General features: G+C 69.7%; 24 protein-coding genes. 14 read left to right on the top strand and 10 right to left on the bottom strand.

Features of this window, described 5'->3' with window-relative positions; genetic code table 11:
• Position 1 precedes the first annotated feature (1 nt).
• From AB0I43_RS15710 to AB0I43_RS15700, 3 genes are read left to right on the top strand one after another with little or no spacing between them, the layout of a single operon-like run.
• Positions 2-1,009 (top strand): ABC transporter permease, encoded by a 1,008-nt coding sequence (locus tag AB0I43_RS15710; protein WP_357432220.1) that lies wholly within the window; start codon positions 2-4, stop codon positions 1,007-1,009.
• Positions 1,006-1,854 (top strand): ABC transporter permease, encoded by an 849-nt coding sequence (locus tag AB0I43_RS15705; RefSeq protein WP_357432218.1) that lies wholly within the window; start codon positions 1,006-1,008, stop codon positions 1,852-1,854. Before AB0I43_RS15710 ends, AB0I43_RS15705 begins: the two co-directional genes overlap by 4 nt.
• Positions 1,851-3,452 carry an ABC transporter ATP-binding protein gene (locus AB0I43_RS15700; protein ID WP_357432216.1) on the top strand — a complete coding sequence of 534 codons (1,602 nt, stop codon included), beginning with the start codon at positions 1,851-1,853 and terminating at the stop codon, positions 3,450-3,452. The genes AB0I43_RS15705 and AB0I43_RS15700 overlap by 4 nt, the downstream gene beginning before the upstream one ends.
• On the opposite strand, the gene AB0I43_RS15695 is transcribed toward AB0I43_RS15700, so the two are convergent.
• Positions 3,449-3,787 carry a helix-turn-helix domain-containing protein gene (locus tag AB0I43_RS15695; protein ID WP_357432214.1) on the bottom strand — a complete coding sequence of 113 codons (339 nt, stop codon included), beginning with the start codon at positions 3,785-3,787 and terminating at the stop codon, positions 3,449-3,451. The two genes, AB0I43_RS15700 and AB0I43_RS15695, sit on opposite strands and share 4 nt — an antisense overlap.
• 83 nt (positions 3,788-3,870) lie before the next feature.
• Here AB0I43_RS15695 and AB0I43_RS15690 point away from each other — a divergent pair, with 83 nt between their 5' ends.
• A complete protein-coding gene (locus tag AB0I43_RS15690; RefSeq protein ID WP_357432212.1) occupies positions 3,871-4,434 on the top strand; it encodes a carboxymuconolactone decarboxylase family protein in 564 nt (187 codons plus the stop codon).
• Positions 4,431-4,910: a cupin domain-containing protein gene (locus AB0I43_RS15685; RefSeq protein ID WP_357432210.1), complete on the top strand. Its 480-nt coding sequence runs from the start codon at positions 4,431-4,433 to the stop codon at positions 4,908-4,910. Before AB0I43_RS15690 ends, AB0I43_RS15685 begins: the two co-directional genes overlap by 4 nt.
• Before the next feature lie 7 nt (positions 4,911-4,917).
• Here AB0I43_RS15685 and AB0I43_RS15680 read toward each other — a convergent pair whose 3' ends face one another.
• A complete protein-coding gene (locus tag AB0I43_RS15680; protein WP_357432208.1) occupies positions 4,918-6,027 on the bottom strand; it encodes an AI-2E family transporter in 1,110 nt (369 codons plus the stop codon).
• A 193-nt stretch (positions 6,028-6,220) separates the two neighbouring features.
• Between AB0I43_RS15680 and AB0I43_RS15675 the strand changes: the two genes are divergently transcribed.
• Positions 6,221-6,490 carry a LysR family transcriptional regulator gene (locus tag AB0I43_RS15675; protein WP_356973448.1) on the top strand — a complete coding sequence of 90 codons (270 nt, stop codon included), beginning with the start codon at positions 6,221-6,223 and terminating at the stop codon, positions 6,488-6,490.
• A gap of 52 nt (positions 6,491-6,542) precedes the next feature.
• Positions 6,543-7,112, top strand: a complete 570-nt coding sequence (locus AB0I43_RS15670) for a GyrI-like domain-containing protein (protein WP_357432206.1) — start codon at positions 6,543-6,545, stop codon at positions 7,110-7,112.
• On the opposite strand, the gene AB0I43_RS15665 is transcribed toward AB0I43_RS15670, so the two are convergent.
• The 4 genes from AB0I43_RS15665 to mca form a co-directional block, all read right to left on the bottom strand.
• Positions 7,113-7,691 carry a TIGR03086 family metal-binding protein gene (locus AB0I43_RS15665; protein WP_357432204.1) on the bottom strand — a complete coding sequence of 193 codons (579 nt, stop codon included), beginning with the start codon at positions 7,689-7,691 and terminating at the stop codon, positions 7,113-7,115.
• A 271-nt stretch (positions 7,692-7,962) separates the two neighbouring features.
• Complete coding sequence (locus AB0I43_RS15660) at positions 7,963-9,276, bottom strand: FAD-binding protein (protein WP_357432202.1); 1,314 nt, start codon at positions 9,274-9,276, stop codon at positions 7,963-7,965.
• Positions 9,277-9,377: 101 nt separating this feature from the next.
• The gene (locus tag AB0I43_RS15655; protein WP_357432200.1) at positions 9,378-9,665 is read right to left on the bottom strand and encodes a hypothetical protein; all 288 of its coding nucleotides are present in this window, start codon (positions 9,663-9,665) and stop codon (positions 9,378-9,380) included.
• Entirely contained in the window at positions 9,665-10,543 is an 879-nt protein-coding gene (mca, locus tag AB0I43_RS15650) for a mycothiol conjugate amidase Mca (RefSeq protein WP_357432293.1), read from the bottom strand. Before mca ends, AB0I43_RS15655 begins: the two co-directional genes overlap by 1 nt.
• Positions 10,544-10,664: 121 nt before the next feature.
• Here mca and AB0I43_RS15645 point away from each other — a divergent pair, with 121 nt between their 5' ends.
• Positions 10,665-11,102: a DUF4307 domain-containing protein gene (locus tag AB0I43_RS15645; protein WP_356973443.1), complete on the top strand. Its 438-nt coding sequence runs from the start codon at positions 10,665-10,667 to the stop codon at positions 11,100-11,102.
• Between the two features lie 311 nt (positions 11,103-11,413).
• Positions 11,414-11,908 carry a transcription elongation factor GreA gene (gene greA, locus AB0I43_RS15640; RefSeq protein WP_356973442.1) on the top strand — a complete coding sequence of 165 codons (495 nt, stop codon included), beginning with the start codon at positions 11,414-11,416 and terminating at the stop codon, positions 11,906-11,908.
• A gap of 83 nt (positions 11,909-11,991) precedes the next feature.
• On the opposite strand, the gene AB0I43_RS15635 is transcribed toward greA, so the two are convergent.
• The gene (locus tag AB0I43_RS15635; RefSeq protein ID WP_356973441.1) at positions 11,992-13,143 is read right to left on the bottom strand and encodes a cystathionine gamma-synthase; all 1,152 of its coding nucleotides are present in this window, start codon (positions 13,141-13,143) and stop codon (positions 11,992-11,994) included.
• Positions 13,144-13,221: 78 nt separating this feature from the next.
• On the opposite strand from AB0I43_RS15635, the gene AB0I43_RS15630 reads away from it, so the two are divergent.
• Positions 13,222-14,385 carry an acyl-CoA dehydrogenase family protein gene (locus AB0I43_RS15630; RefSeq protein WP_356973440.1) on the top strand — a complete coding sequence of 388 codons (1,164 nt, stop codon included), beginning with the start codon at positions 13,222-13,224 and terminating at the stop codon, positions 14,383-14,385.
• 79 nt (positions 14,386-14,464) lie between these two features.
• Positions 14,465-14,851: a DUF6401 family natural product biosynthesis protein gene (locus tag AB0I43_RS15625; RefSeq protein ID WP_356973439.1), complete on the top strand. Its 387-nt coding sequence runs from the start codon at positions 14,465-14,467 to the stop codon at positions 14,849-14,851.
• Positions 14,852-14,910: 59 nt separating this feature from the next.
• Here AB0I43_RS15625 and AB0I43_RS15620 read toward each other — a convergent pair whose 3' ends face one another.
• From AB0I43_RS15620 to AB0I43_RS15610, 3 genes are all read right to left on the bottom strand, one after another.
• Positions 14,911-15,738, bottom strand: coding sequence for a hypothetical protein (locus tag AB0I43_RS15620; protein WP_356973438.1), 828 nt, complete (start codon positions 15,736-15,738; stop codon positions 14,911-14,913).
• 180 nt (positions 15,739-15,918) lie between these two features.
• Positions 15,919-17,310 carry a cystathionine beta-synthase gene (locus tag AB0I43_RS15615; RefSeq protein WP_356973437.1) on the bottom strand — a complete coding sequence of 464 codons (1,392 nt, stop codon included), beginning with the start codon at positions 17,308-17,310 and terminating at the stop codon, positions 15,919-15,921.
• A 29-nt stretch (positions 17,311-17,339) separates the two neighbouring features.
• Entirely contained in the window at positions 17,340-18,572 is a 1,233-nt protein-coding gene (locus AB0I43_RS15610; RefSeq protein ID WP_357432198.1) for a serine hydrolase domain-containing protein, read from the bottom strand.
• A gap of 193 nt (positions 18,573-18,765) precedes the next feature.
• Here AB0I43_RS15610 and AB0I43_RS15605 point away from each other — a divergent pair, with 193 nt between their 5' ends.
• The 3 genes from AB0I43_RS15605 to AB0I43_RS15595 all read left to right on the top strand — a co-directional run bounded on the left by AB0I43_RS15605 (position 18,766) and on the right by AB0I43_RS15595 (position 21,275).
• Positions 18,766-19,500, top strand: a complete 735-nt coding sequence (locus AB0I43_RS15605) for a helix-turn-helix domain-containing protein (protein WP_357432196.1) — start codon at positions 18,766-18,768, stop codon at positions 19,498-19,500.
• A 22-nt stretch (positions 19,501-19,522) separates the two neighbouring features.
• Positions 19,523-19,975 (top strand): hypothetical protein, encoded by a 453-nt coding sequence (locus tag AB0I43_RS15600; protein ID WP_356973434.1) that lies wholly within the window; start codon positions 19,523-19,525, stop codon positions 19,973-19,975.
• Between the two features lie 82 nt (positions 19,976-20,057).
• A complete protein-coding gene (locus tag AB0I43_RS15595) occupies positions 20,058-21,275 on the top strand; it encodes an acetyl-CoA C-acetyltransferase (RefSeq protein WP_356973433.1) in 1,218 nt (405 codons plus the stop codon).
• Positions 21,276-21,322 lie beyond the last annotated feature (47 nt).

Raw genomic sequence — 21,322 nt, 5'->3', positions numbered from 1 at the left:
CATGACGCTCGAGCTCACCGCGCCACCGGCGGCCGAACCGATCTCCGGCCCGGCCGCCGCCGCGACCGGCACGGTGAAACGGGTTGCCCTGCGGCTGGTCTCGGGCCTCGGCGTGCTGTGGGGCGCGGCCACGCTGTCCTTCGTCGGCGTGCGGCTGGCGCCGGGCGACACGGTCGACGTGCTGCTCGGCGAGCAGCCGCGCACCCCCGAGATCGAGGCGGCCATCCGCGCCGAATGGGGGCTGGACAGCCCGGCCATCGTGCAATACGCCCGCTATCTGTGGGCGGTCGCGCACGGCGACTTCGGGCGCTCCTACGTGCTGCAACGCCCGGTCGCGGAGGTACTCGCCGGGCAGGCCGGCCCGACGCTGGCGCTCACCGGCGCGGCGCTGCTGGTGGCGCTGGTCTTCGCCGTCGTCGTCGCGACCACGACCGCCGGGCGGCGGCGGTCCCGGGCCGTCGCGAATGCCGTTGAGCTGACGCTGGTTTCGACACCCGCGTTCTGGCTCGGGATCGTGCTGCTGTCGGTGTTCAGTTTCCAGCTGAAGCTCTTTCCGGTGGCCGCGAACAAGGGGTGGACCGCACTGGTGCTGCCCGCCCTGGCGCTGGGCCTCTCGCTCGGCGCGGTCGTCTCCCAGGTGCTGCGCGACGGGCTGGAACGGGCACTGGAGGAACCGTTCGCGGTGACGGTGCGCTCGTGGTCGGTGCGCGAGAGCGCATTGCGGCTGCGGCACGGGCTGCGGCACGCCGCACTGCCCGCGGTCACGCTGACCGGGTGGCTGGTCGGCGGGCTGCTGGGCGGCGCGGTGATCATCGAGGAGGTCTTCGGGCGGCCCGGCCTGGGCCGGGTGACCGTCGACGCGGTACTGGCCCAGGATCTTCCGATCGTGCTCGCGGTCGCGATCCTGTCGGCGTTCGTCTACGTCGTGATCAGCACGCTGGTCGACCTGCTGTACCTGTGGCTCGATCCGCGACTGCGCCGCGACTCCCGGCGGGCGGGGGCGCGATGACGACGCTCCGCGTACTCGCTACGCGCACAGGAGATTTCCGCATCGCGCCCGGTGTCGCGGTGGCGGCGCTGACGGTCGGGCTGGTCACGATCGCGGTCCTCGCGCCGGACGTGCTGGCCGGATCGGATCCGCTCACCGCCGATCCGCTGGCCGCCCAGCTCGCGCCCAGCGTCGAGCACTGGTTCGGCACCGACCATCTCGGGCGCGACGTCTTCACCCGGGTCGTGCACGGCGCGCGCTACTCGCTGCTCATCGGCGTCACCGCCATCGCCATCGCCATCGTCGCGGGCACCGCGCTGGGGCTGCTCGCCGGGCTCGCCCGCGGTCTGCCCGACGAGCTGATCACCCGATTCCTCGACGTGGTCTCGGCGTTCCCGGACCTGCTACTGGCCCTGGTGCTGATCTCGTTCACCGGGCCCGGCACCACGAATCTGGTGTTCGCCCTGGGCATCGCCTCGATTCCCCGCTTCGCGCGGGTGGTGCGGGCGCAGACGCTGGTGGTGCGCGAATCCGGATATGTCGAGCAGGCCCGCACCTTCGGGCTGTCCCGGGCGACGCTGGTGCGGCGCCACATCCTGCCGCACGCCATCGCGCAGGTGCCGATCCTGGCCACCATCGGCCTCGGCACGGCCATCCTCGGCGCCGCCGGGCTCAGCTTCCTCGGCATGGGGCCGCAGCCACCCGCCCCGGAATGGGGCGCGATGCTCGCCGACGGCCGCAACTATCTGCGCAACGCGTGGTGGATCGCGGTGCTGCCCGGTGTGGCGGTCACCGCCACCGTCATCGCGCTGAGTTCGCTCGGGCGGCATTGGCAACGGCACTACGACGGAAGGTCTCCGGGATGAGCGCGAACCTGATCTCGATCAGCAACCTGCGAGTCGGGTTCCCGGCGAAGGGCACGGAGGTGGTGCGCGGCATCGATCTGCGCATCGACGCCGGCGAGGCCGTGGCGATCGTGGGCGAGTCCGGCTCCGGAAAGTCGGTCACCGCACGGACACTGGTGGGACTCACCGGCGCCGGGGCCGCGGTGCGCGCGGACCGGTTCGAGCTGTTCGGCCAGGACGCCCTCGGATACCGGGAGCGGCAGTGGCGGCGGATCCGCGGCAGCAAGATCGGTTTCGTGCTGCAGGACGCCCTGGTGTCGCTCGACCCACTGCGCCGGATCGGGCAGCAACTGGCCGAGGTGCAGCGGGCGCTCACCGGCCTGCGCGGGGCGGCGCTGGCCGAGCGCAGCGTGGAATTGCTGACCGCCGTGGGTGTTCCGGAACCCGGACTGCGGCTACGGCAGTACCCGCACGAACTCTCCGGCGGGCTGCGCCAGCGGGCGCTGATCGCGACGGCGATCGCCGGGGATCCGCGCCTGATCATCGCCGACGAGCCGACCACGGCGCTCGATGTCACCGTGCAGCGCCAAATCCTGGAACTGCTGCGCCGGCGCAAGGCGGCGGGCAACGCGCTGCTGCTGATCAGCCACGATCTCGCGGTGGTCGCGGAGCTGGCCGATCGGGTGCTGGTCATGCGCGACGGCGTGCTGGTCGAGCAGGGCGACACCCACACCGTGCTGACCCGGCCCGAGCATCCGTACACACAGGGGCTGCTGGCGGCGGTGCCCTCGGCGGCCACCCGGGGGCACGCGCTGTCGGACCTCGATCGGCGGCCGCTGCCGCCGCGCACCGTCGACGACACGCGAATCGTGCTGTCGGCACAGCGATTACGCAAGACCTATGGATCGCGCACCGTGGTCGAGGACGTCGATTTCGATCTGTTCGCGGGCGAAACCCTGGGCATCGTAGGGGAGTCGGGATCCGGCAAGACCACCACCGCGCGGATGGCGCTGAGCCTGGTCGCCCCGAGTTCCGGGCGCGTCGTCGTCGACGGGGTGCCGTGGAGCGAACTGCCCGAGCGCGAGCTGCGCCGGCGGCGCGGGACCGCGCAGCTGATCGCGCAGGATCCGCTGAGCTCGTTCGACCCCCGCTACACCGTGGCCCGGATCATCGGAGAAAGCCTGGACACCACCGGGATTCGCGGCGGGGAACGCGCGCGGCGGGTCCGGGAGATCCTCGACGCCGTGCGGCTCGGGCGCGACTTGCTGGATCGCCATCCGCGCACACTGTCCGGCGGGCAGCGGCAGCGGGTGGCGATCGCCCGGGCGCTCGCGCCCCGGCCCGCGCTGATCGTCGCCGACGAACCGGTCTCGGCGCTCGATGTGTCGGTGCAGGCGCAGATCCTCGACCTGCTCGCCGACCTGCAGGCCGAGTTCGGGACCGCGCTGCTGCTGATCTCGCACGATCTCGGGGTGGTACAGCACATCGCGCACCGGGTGGTGGTCATGAAGGACGGGCGGGTGGTGGAGTCGGGCGCGGTGGACGCGGTGCTGCGGTCGCCGCGCGCGGAGTACACCCGCCGGCTGCTGGAGTCGGTGCCGCGGCTGCCGCAGCCTTAATCGCCAGTGCCCGAGGCGGATTCGGCCCAGGCCGCGGCCCATTCCTCCAGCGGGTCGAGGGCGGTGTACAGGCGGGCGCCGACCGGGGTGAGGGCGTAGCCGCCGGCGGTCGTGTCGACCAGCCGGGCTTCGAGGAGTTCGCCGAGGCGCTGGTACAGGACGCTCGAGGACAGGCCGTCGCAGCGCGCCAGCAGAGCGCGCGCGCCGACCGGCCCCTCGCGCAACTCCCAGATCAGGCGCAGGGTCCAGCGACGGCCGAGCAGGTCGAAGGCGGCCATGAGCGGGCGGCCCGTGGTCGAGCCGCGGACCGGGCGGCCGGGGCGTGGGGTGGCCATGGCACTCCTTGGACATTGCGTTTCGATAATCGAAACACTAACATTCGGAGGTGTTTCTATTTCCGAAACATCTGGAGTTCGAGATGCCGAGAATCGAGCCGCTGGCACCGCCCTACGAGGCGCGGACCGCCGCCCTGCTGGCCCGCATGATGCCGCCCGGGCAGCCGCCCCTCACACTGTTCCGGCTGTTCGCCCGGAAACCCGTCATGGCGGAGGCCATGCACGGGTGGGGCGGTTATGCGCTGAGCCGCGAGCTTTCGCTGAGCCTGCGGGAGCGGGAGCTGGTGATCGACCGCACCTGCGCGCGGTGCGGGTGCGAATACGAATGGGGCGTGCACCTGGCGTTCTTCGCCGAGCGCGCCGGAATCACTCCTGAGCAGCAGACCTCGCTCACCCATGGCACGCCCGAAGACCCCTGCTGGACAAGCGAATCCGAGCGGCTACTGCTCCGGGCGGTGGACGCTCTACACGACGACGGCGATCTCGGCGACGAACTCTGGGAGCAGCTGGCCGGAGCGTTCGACGATCGGCAGCTGCTGCTCTGCGGCTGGTACCACGCCATCAGCTTCGCCGCCCGGGTCACCCGGCTGCCGCTGGAACCGGGTGCGCCGCGCTTCCACGATGTCTCTCGAGAATCGGAGTCATGATGCCCACCAGCACTTTCGACGCTTTCATCCGGCCGCCCGCGACGGCGGAGACCGTCGGCCTACCGCACGGCGGTGCCTTCCACCTGCTCGCCGACGCCGCCGACACCGGCGGGGCGCTCGGCGCCAACCGCCTCACCCTGAACACCGGCGCGGACGGCGCCGCACCGCACTACCACGCCCGCTCGACCGAACTGTTCTACATCCTCGACGGCACGATGGAGTTCTACCTCGACGGACAAGTTACGACGGTCGGCGCGGGCGGCTTGGTCGTCGTGCCACCCGGGTTGCCGCACGCCTTCGGAGCCGCACCCGACACCACGGCCGAGCTGCTCATCGTCCTCACCCCCGGTATCGACCGCTTCGACTACTTCCGCCACCTCGCCCGAATCCAGCACGGACAGGAGCACTTCGACACCCTGCTACCGGAACAAGACCGCTACGACGTCCACTTCCTCCCCGGCATCGACTGGCGCTGAACGCGATTTAGTCCTGGTGGGGGCGGTGTTTGCGGGGAGTGCCTTCGAGGCGGGGGTCTTCGGGGACTTCGTGGCGGGTGATGTAGGTGCCGAGGAAGGCTTGGAGGGTGGCTACGGCGGGGATGGCGAGCAGGGCGCCGACCGCGCCGTGCAGGGCGCCGCCGGCCATGACGGCAAGCAGGGCGATGGCGGGGTTGACCTCGACCTGGCGGGCCGTGATGCGGGGTTGCAGGAGGTAGTCCTGGACCAGTTGGTAGAGGATGACGAACAGCAGGATCCAGAGGGCGTCGAGGGGTCGCACGGTAAGGGCGACCAGGATGGGGAGCAGGCCGGCGAGGTAGGTGCCGATGATCGGGACGAACGAGGCGATGACGCCGAAGCAGATGCCGAGCTCGATCGCGTTGGGCAGGCCGAGCAGCCACAGGAACAGGGCGTGCGCGACGGCGGAGATCACCGCGAGCACGCCGCGGCTGTAGAGGTAGCCGCCGGTCTTGTCGATCGCCAGATCCCAGGCCCGCAGCACCATGTCCTGCCGCTCGGCGGGCAGCAGGGAGCAGACCGCGCGCCGCATCCGCGGCCCGTACACCGTGAAGTAGATGCTGAACAGCGCGACGGTGAGAAACCGCGCGAGCTCGCCGAGCACCGTGTACGAGAAGCCCCACGCGTGATCGGCGGCACTCTGCGCGTACCCCTTGATCAGATCGGACTCGCGCAGCAGCCGATCCCGTAACCGCTGCACCGTGAAATCTTGGTGGAAGGCGTGATTGACCCAGTCCACGCCTTCGTTCAGCAGCCGCGGCAACTCGGTGACCACGTTGCCGACCGTGTGAATCAGCAGCACGCCGAGCGCCGCGCTGAACGCCAGCACACACGCGTACAGCAGCACGAACACCACCGCGGTGGCCAGACCCCGCCCGATCCCCCGCGCCACCAGACTCGCGACCGCGGGCTCCATCGCCAGCGCGACGAAGAACGCGACCAGCACCAGGATGAACAGGCCGAGCAGGCGGTGCACCGCCCAGTCGGCGAGTTCGAACAACCCGAGCAGCGCGAAGCCCAGCACCATCGCCCGCGGCAGCCATCGCGGCATGCGCTGGGTCGTCTGTTCGGCGGTCATGCGGTCCTCCGTGTCGGTGGTCCAACGCCCGGGCCGGAGTCAACCACACCGCGGCCGCCCGACCCCCGAACCCGGGACCCGACGCGCGGAGTTACCGGACATGTGCGCTGCGCCACGACGCGGGAATGTCACGCCGAGCCGGGCTGTCTTGTCCCATGGTCGAATCCCGGCCGCACCCATCGAAGGACACCCCATGCTGGAACGATCCGAACTGGAGGCTTTCCTGATCCTCGCCGAGGAACTGCACTTCGGGCGCACCGCCGACCGCATGCGGGTCAGCACCGGACGGGTCAGCCAGATCATCCGGCGGCTCGAACGCCGGGTCGGCGGCCGCCTGTTCGACCGCAGCAGCCGCTGCGTCGACCTCACCCCGATCGGGCGCGACCTGCATGCCCGAGTGTTGCCGGCCGTCCAGCAGATCCGCACCGCCCTGCGGGAGGCGCGCGAGCAAGCCGCGAATTGACTCTCCTGTCGCGGGAGAGTGCAGGCTGAGGCGACCCGGAAAGGAGATCGCGGTGAAGATCGATCTGGCCAAGAGCGACAAGCACTACTACACGGCGTCCACGGAGCCCGAGCTGCGCACCTTCGACGGCTACGACTACCTGGCGGTCGCCGGCACCGGCGCGCCGCTCGGACCGGAGTACAGCGCGGCCGTCTCGGCGCTCTACCGCGCGGCCTACGGCGTGAAGAAGCTGGCCAAGGCGGCAGGCCAGGATTTCGTGGTGCCCAAGCTCGAAGGATTGTGGTGGGTCGACTCCGATCGGCCGCCGCTGAGCGTGCCGCGCGAAGAATGGCTGTGGCGGTTGCTGATTCGGCTACCGGAGGCGGTCACCGCGGAGATGACGGCCGCGGCGGTCTCGCGGCCGGTGACGGTGGAGCGACTCACCGAGGGCCCCTCGATCCAGGCTCTGCACCTCGGCCCGTACGCGACCGAATCCGAAACCCTCGCGCGGATGGCGGATTTCATGGCGACGCAGGGCTTGACGATGAACGGCAGGCACCACGAGATCTACCTGTCCGATCCGCGCCGGGCGGGCAGCGCCACGAAAACGATTCTGCGGCACCCGGTTCGGCCGAGCCGATAACTACCAGTCGCGACCGAGATAGGCGATCAGCCGCCGATGCCCCGGCGCGTCGGCGGCGATCGCCATCTCCGGACCGAAGAGCCCGCGCTCCCGGAAGCCCTCGATGCCGCCCTGGGCGTGCATGAGGCTCAGCAACTCCGCACAGAGCTCGTCGTCGGCGAGATCGGCGCGGCCGATGGCGAGCGCGACATCCACGCCGTGCACCACGATCTCGGTGAGATGCATGGCGGCGACCACGGCGCCGGGCAACGTGCCGTAGGGGCTGTCCATGGTGGCGGCCAGCGCGTCGGGGCGATGCCAGGCGGCGCGGTCGATCTCGGCGGCGGCGGCGTAGGCGCCCTGCGGATCCGAGCCCACCCATTCGTCGTCGCGTTCGGCGCCCATGCCGCTCAGTGCCGCGGCCACCCGGTGCATGCCGGACACCGTGTGGTTCAGCACGGCCCGCACATCCCAATCCCGGCAGGGCGTCGGCGCCGCGAGCTGGGCGGCGGTGACGGCCTCGACGATCGTGCCGGTGACGTCCAGAGCGCGGTCGATCTGGCCGATCACTCCGAGGGGACGGGCGGGCGCAGTTTCCATGGGCTTCCTTCGCTCGAACGGATGCAGCATTGATAGCACGACCGGCTGACAAGTGGCGGCAACCGCACGAGCGGGGTACCCGGCGCGCCCAGCCGCGAAAACACCTGTGCTACTTCCCATGTCAACCGGTGATCCGGCTGCTCGGGGCGCTGGCGCGGCTCGTGCGACGGAGCCGGGGAAACCGCTGCGACGGAGCCGATTTCACCGTCAAGGACACTAGCCCGCCCGGCGATCCGCGGACCCGATCGGCGTGCGGACCGCCGGCCGGCGACTAGCCCAGCACCGGAAAGTTGGCGCGCAGCACCGACTTCGGATCCCGGGCCTGCTTGATCTCGCGTAGCCGCGCCAGGGTCTCGGCGTCGAACGCCGCCGCGGCGGTGTCCGCGCCGCCGAGGAAGGTGTACGGCTTGCGGCCGCTGATCCGCCCGTCGAGGGCCGCGACGAGCTCGGCCCGCCGCGCCCGCACCGGCTCGATCAGATCCGGCAGGCCGAGCCCGAGCAGGTAGAGCAGGTACGGCTCGGCCACCGGCACGCACGCGCCGCCGTTCGCCCGGGGCCGGGCCAGCGCGCCGCCGAGATGGCGGATCTGGACGGTCATCAGCGGTGCGACCGGATCTTCCAGCAGCACCCGCAGCGCCTCGGCGTCCAGGCGGGTGAGCAGCTCGGCGTGCGAGACGCCCGGGCTCGGATCGGTCGGCTCGGCCGTGATCGTGCCCAGATCGGCGACCGCGACCGTGCCGCGGGTGTCGGAGATCGCGCCGTCGATCTCGTCCAGCGCCGCGAGCAGCTCCCGGCCGGTCTCCGGATCACCGAGGTAGGCGCAGTCCAGACCGACCAGCGCAGCCGGAGCGCCCGGCGGCTGGAAGCGCTGGAACCACACCGTCAATTCGTCGGGCGCGGCCGCGGTGATCCGCTGGAACAGCGCGAAGACCTCGGCGGTCTTGGCGCCCGGCCACATCACCCGGCCGCCGTAGATGCCCGGGGCGGGGAACAGCTCGAATTCGAGTCCGGTCACGATGGCGAAGTCACCGCCGCCGCCGCGCAGCGCCCAGAACAGCTCCGGGTCCGACTCGGCGGTCACCCGCGCGGGCGTGCCGGTCGCGTCGACGATCTCGAAGGCGCGCACCGCGTCCGAGGCCCAGCCGTACTTGCGGCCGAACCAGCTCTGCCCGCCGCCCAGAGTGTAGCCGGTGACCCCGACCACCGGGCTGCTGCCCGCGAGCCCGGTCAGCCCGTGCGCGCCGGCCGCGGCCTGCACGGCGCCCCACTGCGCGCCCGAGCCCACCCGGGCGAGGCGCTGCTCCGGGTCGACGTGGATCTGGTTCAGCCGCCCGGTGCGCAGCAGGATGGCGGTATCCAGGCCGCCGGTGGCGCCGTGCCCGGTGGGCTGTGCGACCACCTGGACGCCGGCGGCCGCCGCGTGCTGTACGACCGCGGCCACGTCGGCGGCGTCGGCCGCCTCGACGACCGCGGCCACCGGCTGCCGGACCGCGGTGTTCCACGGCTGCGCGGCGGCCTCGAAGCCCTCCTCGCCCGGCAGCAGGACCCGGCCGGACAGGGCAGCGCGAAGATCTTCGAAAGACATGGTGTTTCCCTACTTCTGAGCGGATTCGCAGGTGGCCGATCGTGCGTGACCGGCCGGTACCGATATGACGAAGCCGGGGAACGAAGTGTGACCTGCCCAGGTCAGGCCGGGTTTCGCGGCGGAGCGTGCCCCTCCGGCTCGGACTCGGGCTCGTCCTTGGTGAGCCGGGCGATCCCCGGCTCGGTGCCCTCGTCGGCCGCCTGATCCGGCTCCGGATGCTCCGGCTCGAAGGTTTCCGGCAGGTTCTTCAGATGCCGGTTCATGGATCGGACCAGCAGCACCGTGCCGGCCAGCAGGAGCAACACGATCGCCAGCCCGAGCGGGGAGGCCTTGCCGAATTCCGGGCCGGTCGGGGTGCCGGGGGTCTGGGCGAGCACTGCGAGCAACATCAGCCCTGGACTCCAGCCGGACGATCCTCGATGCCCGCGAACAGATCGGACTCCGGCAGCGCGGTGCGCACCCGGGTCTGGGCCAGCTCGAATTCCTCGGTGGGCCACAGCCGCTGCTGCAACTCCAGCGGAATCGCGAAGAAGGCGCCGTTCGGGTCGATCTGGGTGGCGTGCGCGCGCAGCGCGTCGTCGCGCTGCGGGAAGTACTTGCCGCACTCGATCTGGGTGGTCACCCGCGACATCACGTCGCCGCGTTCCACCGCGTACTGCCGGATCCGGTCCAGCCACTCCTGCAGCGGGAACGGCTCGCCCATGCGCTCGTACTCGGCGGCGAAGATCTCCATGCGCTTCATCGAGAAGCCGTGGTCGTAGTACAGCTTGAGCGGCGTCCACGGCTCGCCCGCGTCGGGGAACCGGTTCGGGTCCCCGGCGGCCTCGAACGCGGCCAGCGAGACCTCGTGGCAGCGGATGTGATCCGGGTGCGGGTAGCCGCCGGTCTCGTCGTAGGTCGTCATCACATGCGGCTTGAACTCGCGCACGACCCGCACCAGCGCCTCGGTCGCCTCCTCCAGCGGAACCAGCGCGAAGCTGCCCTCGGGCAGCGGGGGCAGCGGATCGCCCTCGGGCAGGCCGGAGTCGACGAAACCGAGCCAGGTCTGACGCACGCCGAGCGCACGGGCCGCCGCCGCCATCTCCTCGCGCCGGATCTCGTCGATGCGGTCCAGCACGCCCGGCGTATCCATGGCCGGGTTCAGGATGCTGCCGCGTTCGCCGCCGGTCAGCGTCACGATGAGGACATCGTGCCCTTCGTCGGCGTAGCGGGCGGTCGTCGCGGCGCCCTTGCTGGATTCGTCGTCCGGATGGGCGTGCACCGCCATGAGGCGAAGGCCACTCACGATTTCGTTCACCATCGCTCTCGGTCGCGGGTCTCGGATGGTCGTTCCCTATAGTTCCATCCGACCCACTTTTGTTCCGACCTACCCCCCGGAGTGATCAGCGATGAGCGACGCGGACTCAACGGCGGCGGCGCGACACGCCGATCGCTACGGCGAAGTTCCGCGCGCCCGGCGGCCCTGGATCCCGATCGCGCTGAGTGCGCTGGTGGTCCTGGCCGGTGTCGGGGTCGCCTTCCTCGGCTACCAGAAGTACGGCCCGAAGGACATCGAGGCCGAAGGGCTCGGCTACCAGCAGATCGACGACTCCACCATGACGGTGCGGTTCAAGGTGACCCGCAAGGATCCCGGTCAGCCGGTGGTGTGCTTCGTGCGGGTGATGTCGAGCAACAGCGCCGAGATCGGGCGGCGCGAGGTGCTGATCCCGCCCTCGGACAGCGGCACGCTGGAGCTCACCACGACGGTCCGCACGTCGTCGCGGCCCTCGGCCGGCAACGTCTACGGATGCGCCGACCAGGTGCCGAGTTACCTCCGCGCCGAGTGATCAACCGGACCGACCGGGCCCGCCCGCTGCGCCGTCGAGACACAAAATTAGTTTTGACCTGCATGTTTGTGATTCATGCTAAAATGGCGTGATACACGGTTCCGGACCTCGGAGCCGTGTTTGCTGCATTGGCGGCCAGCGCGCGTGTCCCGGGTTTTCGGGTTTGCCCAGGACCAGGTCTGTCGGAGTTCTTCGAACCCCCACCGATCGCAACTGGTCGTCGGCTGGTGCGTGCCCGCTCCCGGGTGGGTACTGCAGCAGTTACGAAGAAATCCCGGTTCTCCGGGAACAACTACTAGGGAGTGATCGAGATGACTGAGACGCAAGTGACTTGGCTGACCCCGGAGTCGCACGACAGGCTCAAGGGCGAACTCGACGCGCTCATCGCCAACCGTCCCGTCATCGCTGCCGAGATCAACGAACGCCGTGAAGAGGGTGACCTCAAGGAGAACGGCGGCTACCACGCCGCGCGTGAAGAGCAGGGTCAGCAGGAGGCGCGCATTCGCCAGCTGCAGGAACTGCTGAACAACGCGAAGGTCGGTGTCGCGCCCACCAAGTCCGGTGTCGCGCTGCCCGGTTCGGTCGTCAAGGTCTACTACGACGGCGACGAGACCGACACCGAGACCTTCCTGATCGCCACCCGTGAAGAGGGCCTCAGCGACTCCAAGCTGGAGACCTACTCCCCCGCGTCGCCGCTCGGTGGTGCGCTCATCGACGCCAAGGTCGGCGAGACCCGCGAGTACACGTTGCCCAACGGCAACACCATGAAGGTCACCCTGGTCAGCGCGGAGCCCTACCACAGCTGACCTCGCAGTAACCAGAAACCCGTAGCAGACGCAAGCGGCCGCACCCGATCTCGAGTGCGGCCGCTTCGTCATCTGTGTGCTCCCTATCCCGCCAGGGCCTGCTCGACATCGGCGAGCAGATCCGCGCCGTCCTCGATGCCCACCGACAGGCGCACCAGATCCGCGGGCACCTCCAGCTCCGAGCCCTCGGTGGAGGCGTGGGTCATGGCGCCGGGATGCTCGATCAGCGATTCCACACCGCCCAGCGACTCGGCCAGCGTGAAGATCTTCGTGCGCGAGCAGAACTCGTGCGCCGCCGCCTTGCCGCCGTGCAGCCGCACCGAGATCATGCCGCCGAAGCGGCGCATCTGCTTGTCGGCGACCTGGTGGCCGGGATGCTCGGCCAGGCCCGGGTAGATGACCTGGGCGATGGCGGGGTGCTTGGCCAGGTACTCGGCCAGCAGCTCGGCGTTGTCGCAGTGCCGATCCATGCGCAGGGCCAGGGTCTTGGCGCCGCGCATGGTCAGGTAGGCGTCGAACGGGCCGGGCACCGCGCCCGCGCCGTTCTGCAGGAACGCGAACGCCGCGTCCAGCTCCGGATCGTCGGTGACGAGCACGCCGCCCACCACGTCGGAGTGCCCGCCCAGGTACTTGGTGGTCGAGTGGGTGACGATGTCGGCGCCGTGCAGCAGCGGCTGCTGCAGGTACGGGGTGGCGAAGGTGTTGTCGACCACCAGCTTCGCGCCGGCGTCGTGGGCGATCTCGGCCAGCGCCGGGATGTCGCCGATGTTCAGCAGCGGGTTGGTCGGGGTCTCGATCCAGACCAGCTTGGTGTTCGGGCGGATCGCGGCGCGCACGGCGTCGGGGTCGGAGACCGCGGCCGGGGAGTGCGTGATCCCCCACTGGGTGAAGACCTTGTCGATCAGGCGGAAGGTGCCGCCGTAGGCGTCGTCGGGGATGACGACGTGATCGCCCGGGCGCAGGGTGGCCCGCAGGGCACAGTCGGTGGCGGCCATGCCGGAGGCGAAGGCGCGGCCGAACCGGCCCGACTCCAGCGCCGCCAGGTTCGCCTCCAGGGCCTGCCGGGTGGGGTTGCCGGTGCGCGCGTACTCGAAGCCGCCGCGCAGGCCACCCACGCCGTCCTGGGCAAACGTGGAGCTCGCGTAGATAGGAACGTTCACCGCGCCGGTTTGCGGATCCGGCTCGAATCCGGCGTGCACGGCCCGTGTGGAGAAACCCAGCCCTTCAACGCTCATAGCGCCAGCCTAAATGGGTCCGATTCGGCCGCCGTCTTCGGGCACAGGGTTGGGCCGCCCGGCGGTAGCGTGAGGCCCATGCTCAGCGTTGATGAACTGTTCGCCACCGACTCCCTGCTCAGTGCCGAGGAACGCGAGATCCGCGACACCGTCCGCGACTTCGCGGCCCGGCGCCTGCGACCACACATCGCGGACTGGTTCGAGGCGGGCACCTTCCCGGCCCGGGAGATCGCGCCGGAGCTCGGCAAGCTGGGTTTGCTGGGAATGCACCTGGAGGGCTACGGCTGCGCGGGCATGTCGGCCACCACCTACGGCCTGGCCTGCCAGGAGCTGGAGGCCGTGGATTCCGGTGTGCGCAGCATGGTTTCGGTGCAGGGCTCGCTCGCGATGACCGCGATCCACAAGTTCGGTTCCGAGGAGCAGAAGCAGCAGTGGCTGCCCGGCATGGCCGAGGGCCGGATCATCGGCTGCTTCGGCCTGACCGAGCCCGATTTCGGCTCCAATCCCGGCGGCATGCGCACCCGCGCGGTGCGCGACGGGGCGGACTGGGTGCTCAACGGCGCCAAGATGTGGATCACCAACGGCTCGGTCGCCGATGTCGCGATCGTGTGGGCCCAGACCGAGGAGAAGATCCGCGGCTTCCTGGTGCCGACGGATACCCCCGGTTTCAGCGCGCGCGAGATGCACCGCAAGCTCTCGCTGCGCGCCTCGATCACCGCCGAACTGGCCTTCGACGACGTGCGCCTGCCCGCCGAGGCGGTGCTGCCGGAATCGCGCGGGCTGGCCGCGCCGCTGGCCTGTCTGAGCGAGGCCCGCTTCGGCATCATCTTCGGCGCGCTGGGGGCCGCCCGCGACTGCCTGGCGGCGACCATCGACTACGCCCGCACCCGCGAGGTCTTCGACAAGCCGCTGGCCGCCTATCAGCTCACCCAGGCCAAGCTCGCCGACATGGCCCTGGAATACGGCAAGGGGCAGTTGCTGGCACTGCATCTGGGCCGCCTCAAGGACCGCCACGAATTGCTCTCGGACCAGGTCAGCGCCGGGAAATTGAACAGCACCCGGGAGGCGATCAAGATCGCCAGGGAATGCCGCACGATTCTCGGCGCCAACGGCATCACGCTGGACTATCCGGTGTTACGGCACGCTAACAATTTGGAATCGGTGCTGACCTACGAGGGCACCGCCGAAGTCCATCAACTGGTCCTCGGAAAGGCGCTCACGGACGCGAATGCGTTTCGCTGACAAACACTTTCGGAGCCGGGCGGCAAATAGGTCGAAGATCACATTTTGATAAACGCTGCATGATTGCTACAGTCGCCCAATGTTCATGCTCGGCCCCGCGTTGCTCGAAGTGTCGGCGCGCAGAATTCTGAACCGCCTGCATGCGACGCACGGGGAACCGGCGCTCGCCGCGGCCGCGGTGAATCCGGCATTGTCGGCGGTCCTGGACCAGCACGGCGCGGCATTGCGCGACATTCTCGACCACGGCGTCGAGGACGCCGAGGAGGTGCCGCCGCTGCTGTTGCTCGCCGGATACGTCCGCGGCCTGCTCGACCAGGCCCGCGAGCATCAGCCCGCCACCGCCCAGGATCTGGCCGAGATGATCGCCACGCCGATGACCGGCGCCCCGCCGGCGGACTGGTCCGAAGCGGACTGGATGCAGCTGCGGCTCGCCGCGGTCTGCGTGCAGGCGCAGGCCATCAACTGAGACGAAAAATGTCCGCCGCGGGCCGGAGCCCGCGGCGGACATTTTCGGCTACCGGGTGATCAGCCCATCCGCTGCGGGCGATCGCCGTGCTCGGCGCCCGTGGTGGTGTAGCGGGCCGTGGTGGTCGCCGACTGGTCCTGCCAGGCCTGCTGCCGCGAGACATCCTCACGACCGCGCTGGTAGGCCTGCGCGTGACCCTTCAGAGTCGGCATCTCGGCCTCGGCCTTGTCCAGCCAGCCGTCCCAGCGCTGCTGCATCGGGCGGACCAGACCGCCGCCCACACCCACGATCAGGATGCCGGCCACGGTCAGCAGGACCGCCCACAGCACCGGCGCGGTGATCGCGGTCGCGACGCCGACCTGATTCAGCGCCGCGATGATGCCCAGCGCCCAGATGAAGACCGACGCCGCGCGGGCCAGCAGCGGACCGTAGGACAGGCTGCCCAGCGCCGCCGACACCATCTCGTGCACCACCCGGGCGATGGCCGCGGCCACGATCACGATGACCATCGCGACGGCCAGCTTCGGCAGCCAGCTGACGATGCCGTTGAGCATGTCGCTCACCGGGTTCGGGCCCCACACGCCGAAACCCAGCTGCAGGGTGATCAGCAGCACGGCGTAGTAGGCCAGCTTCGCCAGCATCTGCGAGGCGGTCCAATTACTGCGCGCCAGCATGTTCTTGAGGCCGCCGCGATCGACGAGGCGCTCGAAGCCGACCCGGTCCAGGACCCGGCGCACGATCGAGGCGACGATCTTGGCGACGATCCAGCCGATGAACAGGATCGCCAGAAAGCCGACGAACTTCGGCACGAACGTCGCAATCGCGCTCCACGCGTCGGACCAGCCTTGTCGGAAGTCGATATCGATAGCCAAATTGGAGGTGTGCATCGGCGCATTCCCTTCGCTGCTATTCGACGACGCCTGACGGTTGCCGAGGCGACCTACCCAGCGGTTTTACCCCGCCGCTAGGTGCTAAACCAGCAGTTTGCCAGGAAATTGCAGCTTCAAGAGAAATGGTTATTCGGTCGCGATGAATCGGCGACCGAATCGCCGCGTGTAATCAGGTGCTCAGTGCCCTATGCTGCCCGTGCTCAGGAATCCGAGCAGATCGTGCCGGGTGATGACGCCGACCGGCTTGCCGTCCTCCACCACCATCAGCGCGTCGGTGTCCGACAGCGCCTTGGTCGCCGCCGAAATCGGCTCGCCGGAACCGATCAGCGGGAACCCCGGGCTCATGTGCTTGGCCACCGAATCGGTCAGGTGCGCCCGGCCCTCGAACACCGCCGAGAGCAGATCCCGCTCGGTGACGCTGCCCGCGACCTCGCCCGCCATGACCGGCGGCTCGGCGCCGACGACCGGCATCTGCGAGACGCCGTACTCGCGCAGGATCTCGATGGCGTCGCGCAGGGTCTCCGAGGGATGGGTGTGCACCAGATCCGGCAGCGCGCCGGACTTGCCGCGCAGCACGTCGCCGACCAGCGGTTCGGCGGTGCTGCCGTCCAGGCGCGTGGTCAGGAAGCCGTAGGAGCTCATCCACTGATCGTTGAAGATCTTGGACAGGTAGCCGCGGCCGCCGTCCGGCAGCAGCACGACGACCACGTTGTCCGGGTCGCGGCGCGCCACCTCGATGGCCGCCACCACGGCCATGCCGCAGGAGCCGCCGACCAGCAGGCCCTCCTCGCGGGCCAGGCGGCGAGTCATGTCGAAGGAGTCGGCGTCGGAGACCGCGATGATCTCGTCCGGGACGGCCGGGTCGTAGGCCGAGGGCCAGAAGTCCTCGCCGACACCCTCCACCAGGTACGGGCGGCCGGTGCCGCCGGAGTACACCGAGCCCTCCGGATCCGCGCCGATGATCTGCACCTTGCCGCCGGAGACCTCCTTGAGGTAGCGGCCGGTGCCGGTGATGGTGCCGCCGGTGCCGACGCCCGCGACGAAGTGCGTGACCTTGCCCTCGGTGTCGCGCCAGATCTCGGGGCCGGTGGTCTCGTAGTGGCTGTCCGGGCCGCCGGGGTTGGAGTACTGGTCCGGCTTCCAGGCGCCCTCGATCTCGCGCACCAGACGATCGGAGACGTTGTAGTAGCTGGCCGGGTCCTCCGGCGCGACCGCGGTCGGGCAGACCACGACCTCGGCGCCGTAGGCCCGCAGCACATTGCGCTTGTCCTCGGAGACCTTGTCGGGGCAGACGAAGACGCACTTGTACCCGCGCTGCTGGGCCACCAGCGCGAGCCCGACGCCGGTGTTGCCGGAGGTGGGCTCGACGATGGTGCCGCCCGGCTTCAGCAGGCCGGCCTCCTCGGCGGCGTCGATCATCTTGACCGCGATGCGGTCCTTGGAACTGCCGCCCGGGTTCAGGTATTCGATCTTGGCGGCCAGCAGGCCGGCTTCCGGTTCCACCACAGAGTTCAACCGAACCAGGGGCGTATTGCCGATGAGGTCGACGACATGGTTCGCGATGCGCATGCCCCCATCGTTGCAGAAGCCGGAATCTCTCAGTCGCCGAGTGCCTGGTAGACCGTGGTCCAGAAGTCGGCGGCGAGCCGTGGCGAATCCAGTGTCGACATCCCGACCTGGGTGAGCAGGATGCCGGTGAGCCGGTTGACCGGGTCGGCGTAGGCGCTGGTACCGCTGCCTCCGTCCCAGCCGAACTGACCGACCGGCGCGTAGCCGCCGCGGTAGGTGCGCACGGCCATGCCGAAGCCCCAGCCCCCGTGCAGTCCCTGACCGCAGGACAGGTGCGCGATGCCGCGATACATCGCGTCGCGCGCCGATTGCTGTTCGGGCGTCAGGCAATTGGTGGTCATGAGCGCGACCGCGGCCCGGGACAGAATTCGCGTGCCCTCGTGCACGCCGCCGTTCAGCAGCATCCGGAAGTAGGCGTGGTAGTCGTCGGCGGTCGAGACCAGTCCGCCGCCGGCACCCTGGAAAGCGGGCGGCGCGCTCACCCGGCCGCCCGCGGCCGCGTCCCACAGCAGGAATTCGCCGGTTCCCGGATCCGGGCCGTAGAGCGGCGGGAGGCGGTCGATCCGCGCGGCGGGCACATGGAAGCCGGTGTCGCGCATGCCCAGCGGGTCCAGCACGCGTTCACGCAGGAAGGCTTCCAGGGAACTGCCCGCGACCCGGGAGACCAGCACTCCGAGCACCTCGTTGCTGAGGTCGTACTGCCACCGTTCGCCCGGCTGATAGGACAGCGGGAGTTCGCCCAGGCGGCGCATCCACTCGTCCTGATCGGGCGCCGGGCCGGAGGCCACGCTGTAGTCGGTCTTCTCGAAGACCGCGGCCCGGATCGGGGCCGTCAGCAGGTCGAAATCCATGCCGAGCCCGAAGGTGGAGGTGAGCAGGTCCCGGACGGTGATCGAGCGGCGGGCGGGCACGGTGTCGGTGAGCGGGCCGTCGGGCCGGCGCAGCACGCGGCGGTCGGCGAGTTCGGGCAGCCACTCGTCGACCGGATCGTCGAGCCGCAGCCGGCACTCGTCGAGCAGCACCATCGCCGCGGCGGTGGTGACCGGTTTGGACGTGGACGCCATCCGGAACAGGGTGTCGCGGCGCATCGCGGCGCCGCCGTCGTGCCGCATGGTCCCCAGGGCTTCGACGTGGGTCCGGCCGTCGCGGCTGATCAGCGCGACCAATCCCGGGATCTTTCCGGATTCGACATGTGCCGCCAAGACATCGTGCAGTCTGCGCAGGCCCGCTGCGGAGAAGCCGGTGGTGTTCGTTTCCTTCATCAGGTCTCCCTCGTAGTTTCCGATTTCGGAAAACGCTACGTCGACCTTCCTGATTCATCGACTTTGATGTTGCACCCAATGCGGATAAATACTGTTCAGAGCCATGTAATCGTTGCAATGAGTGTAATTTCAATGCAATCGCATCTTGGGATGACCGTTGCAATGAGCCGAGCGGCAACGCTACGGTGAGCCGATGCCCGGAGGCCGACTGACTCAGCAGGAACGGCGGCAGATCGCGCTCGGCCTGGCCGACGGCGACGCCTACGCGGAGATCGCGCGGCGCCTGGGCCGGCCGACCTCGACCGTCACCCGGGAAGTGCTGCGCAACGGCGGCCCCACCGGCTATCGCGCCGATCTGGCCCAGTACGCCACCGAGCACCGCGGCCACCGGCGCCGCCGGCCCGTGTCCAAGGGCCCGTTGCCGGGCGGCCGCGACGCCGAGGCCGTGCGCGCCTACGAGGAGATGTTCGCCACGGTCTTCATGCAGTCCGGCCTGCCGCGGATGACGGCCCGGGTGCTGGCCTGTCTGACGGTCACCGACAGCGGCGGGCGTACCGCCACGGATCTCGCGCAGCGGCTGCAGGTCAGTCCGGCCTCGGTGTCCAAGGCGATCACCATGCTGGAGGGGCTGAGTCACGTGCGCCGCGAACGGGACGAGCGCCGCCGCGAACGCTACGTGGTGGACAACGACGTGTTCTTCCAGTCGATGATGGCCAGCGCGCACAACACCGCGCACTTGGTCGACCTCGCGCGCCAGGGCGTCGGCATTCTCGGCGACGGCACCCCGGCGGCCGTCCGGCTGCAGAACATCGCACGGTTCCTGGATTTCGTGTCGCAGAGCATCGCCCAGGCCGCGGAGCAGGGGCGGGCGCTGCTACACGCCGAACCCGGCGCCGGTTCGAACGGCACATCCACGCTCCAGGCGTGATCGGCACCTAGTATTCCGAAACATGAGGCAGCTCAACCTTGCCGGTGCCGCCCTGATCGCGACAGCGGCCCTGGCGCTGGCGCCCGCCGCGACGGCCGGCGCCGCTACCACCCAGTTCCCGCAGGTTCCCACCATGGCGCACGGTGGCCTGTGCTGGACCAGCATTCGCACCTGGGCCGACACCAGTGCGCAGTGGCCGGGTCGCGCGATTCTCAATATGCGCGCCGATCCGGTGGCGGGGGTGGGGCCGGGCAGTTATCCCCTGGCCCCGCTGTGCGAGGTGCTGACGACCGTCGAGTGGCGCAACCTGAACACCGGCGCCACGGGCGCCTACGTCAACCGCGTCGTCGTGGGCATCTACGGCAGCATTCTCTACTCGCTGTTCCAGGACACCGGGCCCGGTCGCGTCGAGGTCGTCGTCACCACCGACAGCGCGAGTATCCCCGCCCGCGCCGTTTTCGACGTACCTGCCTGACTTCGTCATCCACGAGTTCGGTACACATAGAAGCGCCAGTACAAAACTGAGCTCGCCACGCCGCAGTACCGAAGGAGCCCTCATGCCTGAGGCAGTTATCGTTTCGACCGCTCGCTCGCCCATCGGCCGCGCCATGAAGGGCTCGCTGGTGGACATGCGTCCGGACGATCTCACCGTGCAGATCGTGCGCGCCGCGCTGGAGAAGGTTCCGGCTCTCGACCCCACCCAGATCGACGACCTCATCCTGGGCTGTGGCTCGCCGGGCGGCGAGCAGGGCTTCAACATCGCGCGCAACGTCGCGGTCGAGCTCGGTTACGACACCGTCCCGGGCACCACCGTGCACCGCTACTGTGCGTCCTCGCTGCAGTCCACCCGGATGGCGTTCCACGCCATCAAGGCCGGCGAGGGTGACATCTTCATCTCCGCCGGCGTGGAGACCGTCTCCCGCTACAAGAACGGCTCCGCCGACAGCTGGCCCAACACCAAGAACCCGCTGTTCGACGAGGCCCAGGCGCGCACCGCGAAGACCGCCGAGGGCGGCGTCGGCTGGCACGACCCGCGCGAGGACGGCCTGCTGCCCGACGCCTACATCGCCATGGGCCAGACCGCCGAGAACGTGGCCCGGCTGACCGGCATCACCCGCGAGGACCAGGACCGCTGGGGCGTGCGCTCGCAGAACCGCGCGGAGGAGGCCATCAAGAACGGCTTCTTCGAGCGCGAGATCACCCCGGTCACCCTGCCCGACGGCACCGTGGTGTCCAAGGACGACGGCCCGCGCGCCGGCGTCACCCTGGAGGGCGTCAGTGGGCTGAAGCCGGTCTTCCGGCCCGACGGCACCATCACCGCCGGCAACTGCTGCCCGCTCAACGACGGCGCGGCCGCGCTGGTCATCATGAGCGACACCAAGGCCAAGGAGCTGGGCCTGACCCCGCTGGCGCGCATCGTGTCCACCGGCGTCTCCGGCCTGTCCCCCGAGATCATGGGCCTGGGCCCGATCGAAGCCGTCAAGCGCGCGCTGGCCCTGGCCGGCAAGAGCGTCGGCGACATCGACCTGTTCGAGATCAACGAGGCCTTCGCGGTGCAGGTGCTCGGTTCGGCGCGGGAACTGAAGATCGACGAGGACAAGCTGAACGTCTCCGGCGGCGCGATCGCGCTGGGCCACCCGTTCGGCATGACCGGCGCCCGCATCACCACCACGCTGATCAACAACCTGCAGACCTACGACAAGCAGTTCGGTGTGGAGACCATGTGCGTCGGCGGCGGCCAGGGCATGGCGCTGGTCATCGAGCGCCTCTCCTAGTTCGGAACGCCGAAAGGGCGGCCAACCGGATCCGGTTGGCCGCCCTT

Origin of the sequence: Nocardia sp. NPDC050435 (genome assembly GCF_040655395.1) — a bacterium.
Taxonomy (GTDB): domain Bacteria; phylum Actinomycetota; class Actinomycetes; order Mycobacteriales; family Mycobacteriaceae; genus Nocardia.
This window is presented reverse-complemented; position numbering and strand designations above follow the sequence as displayed.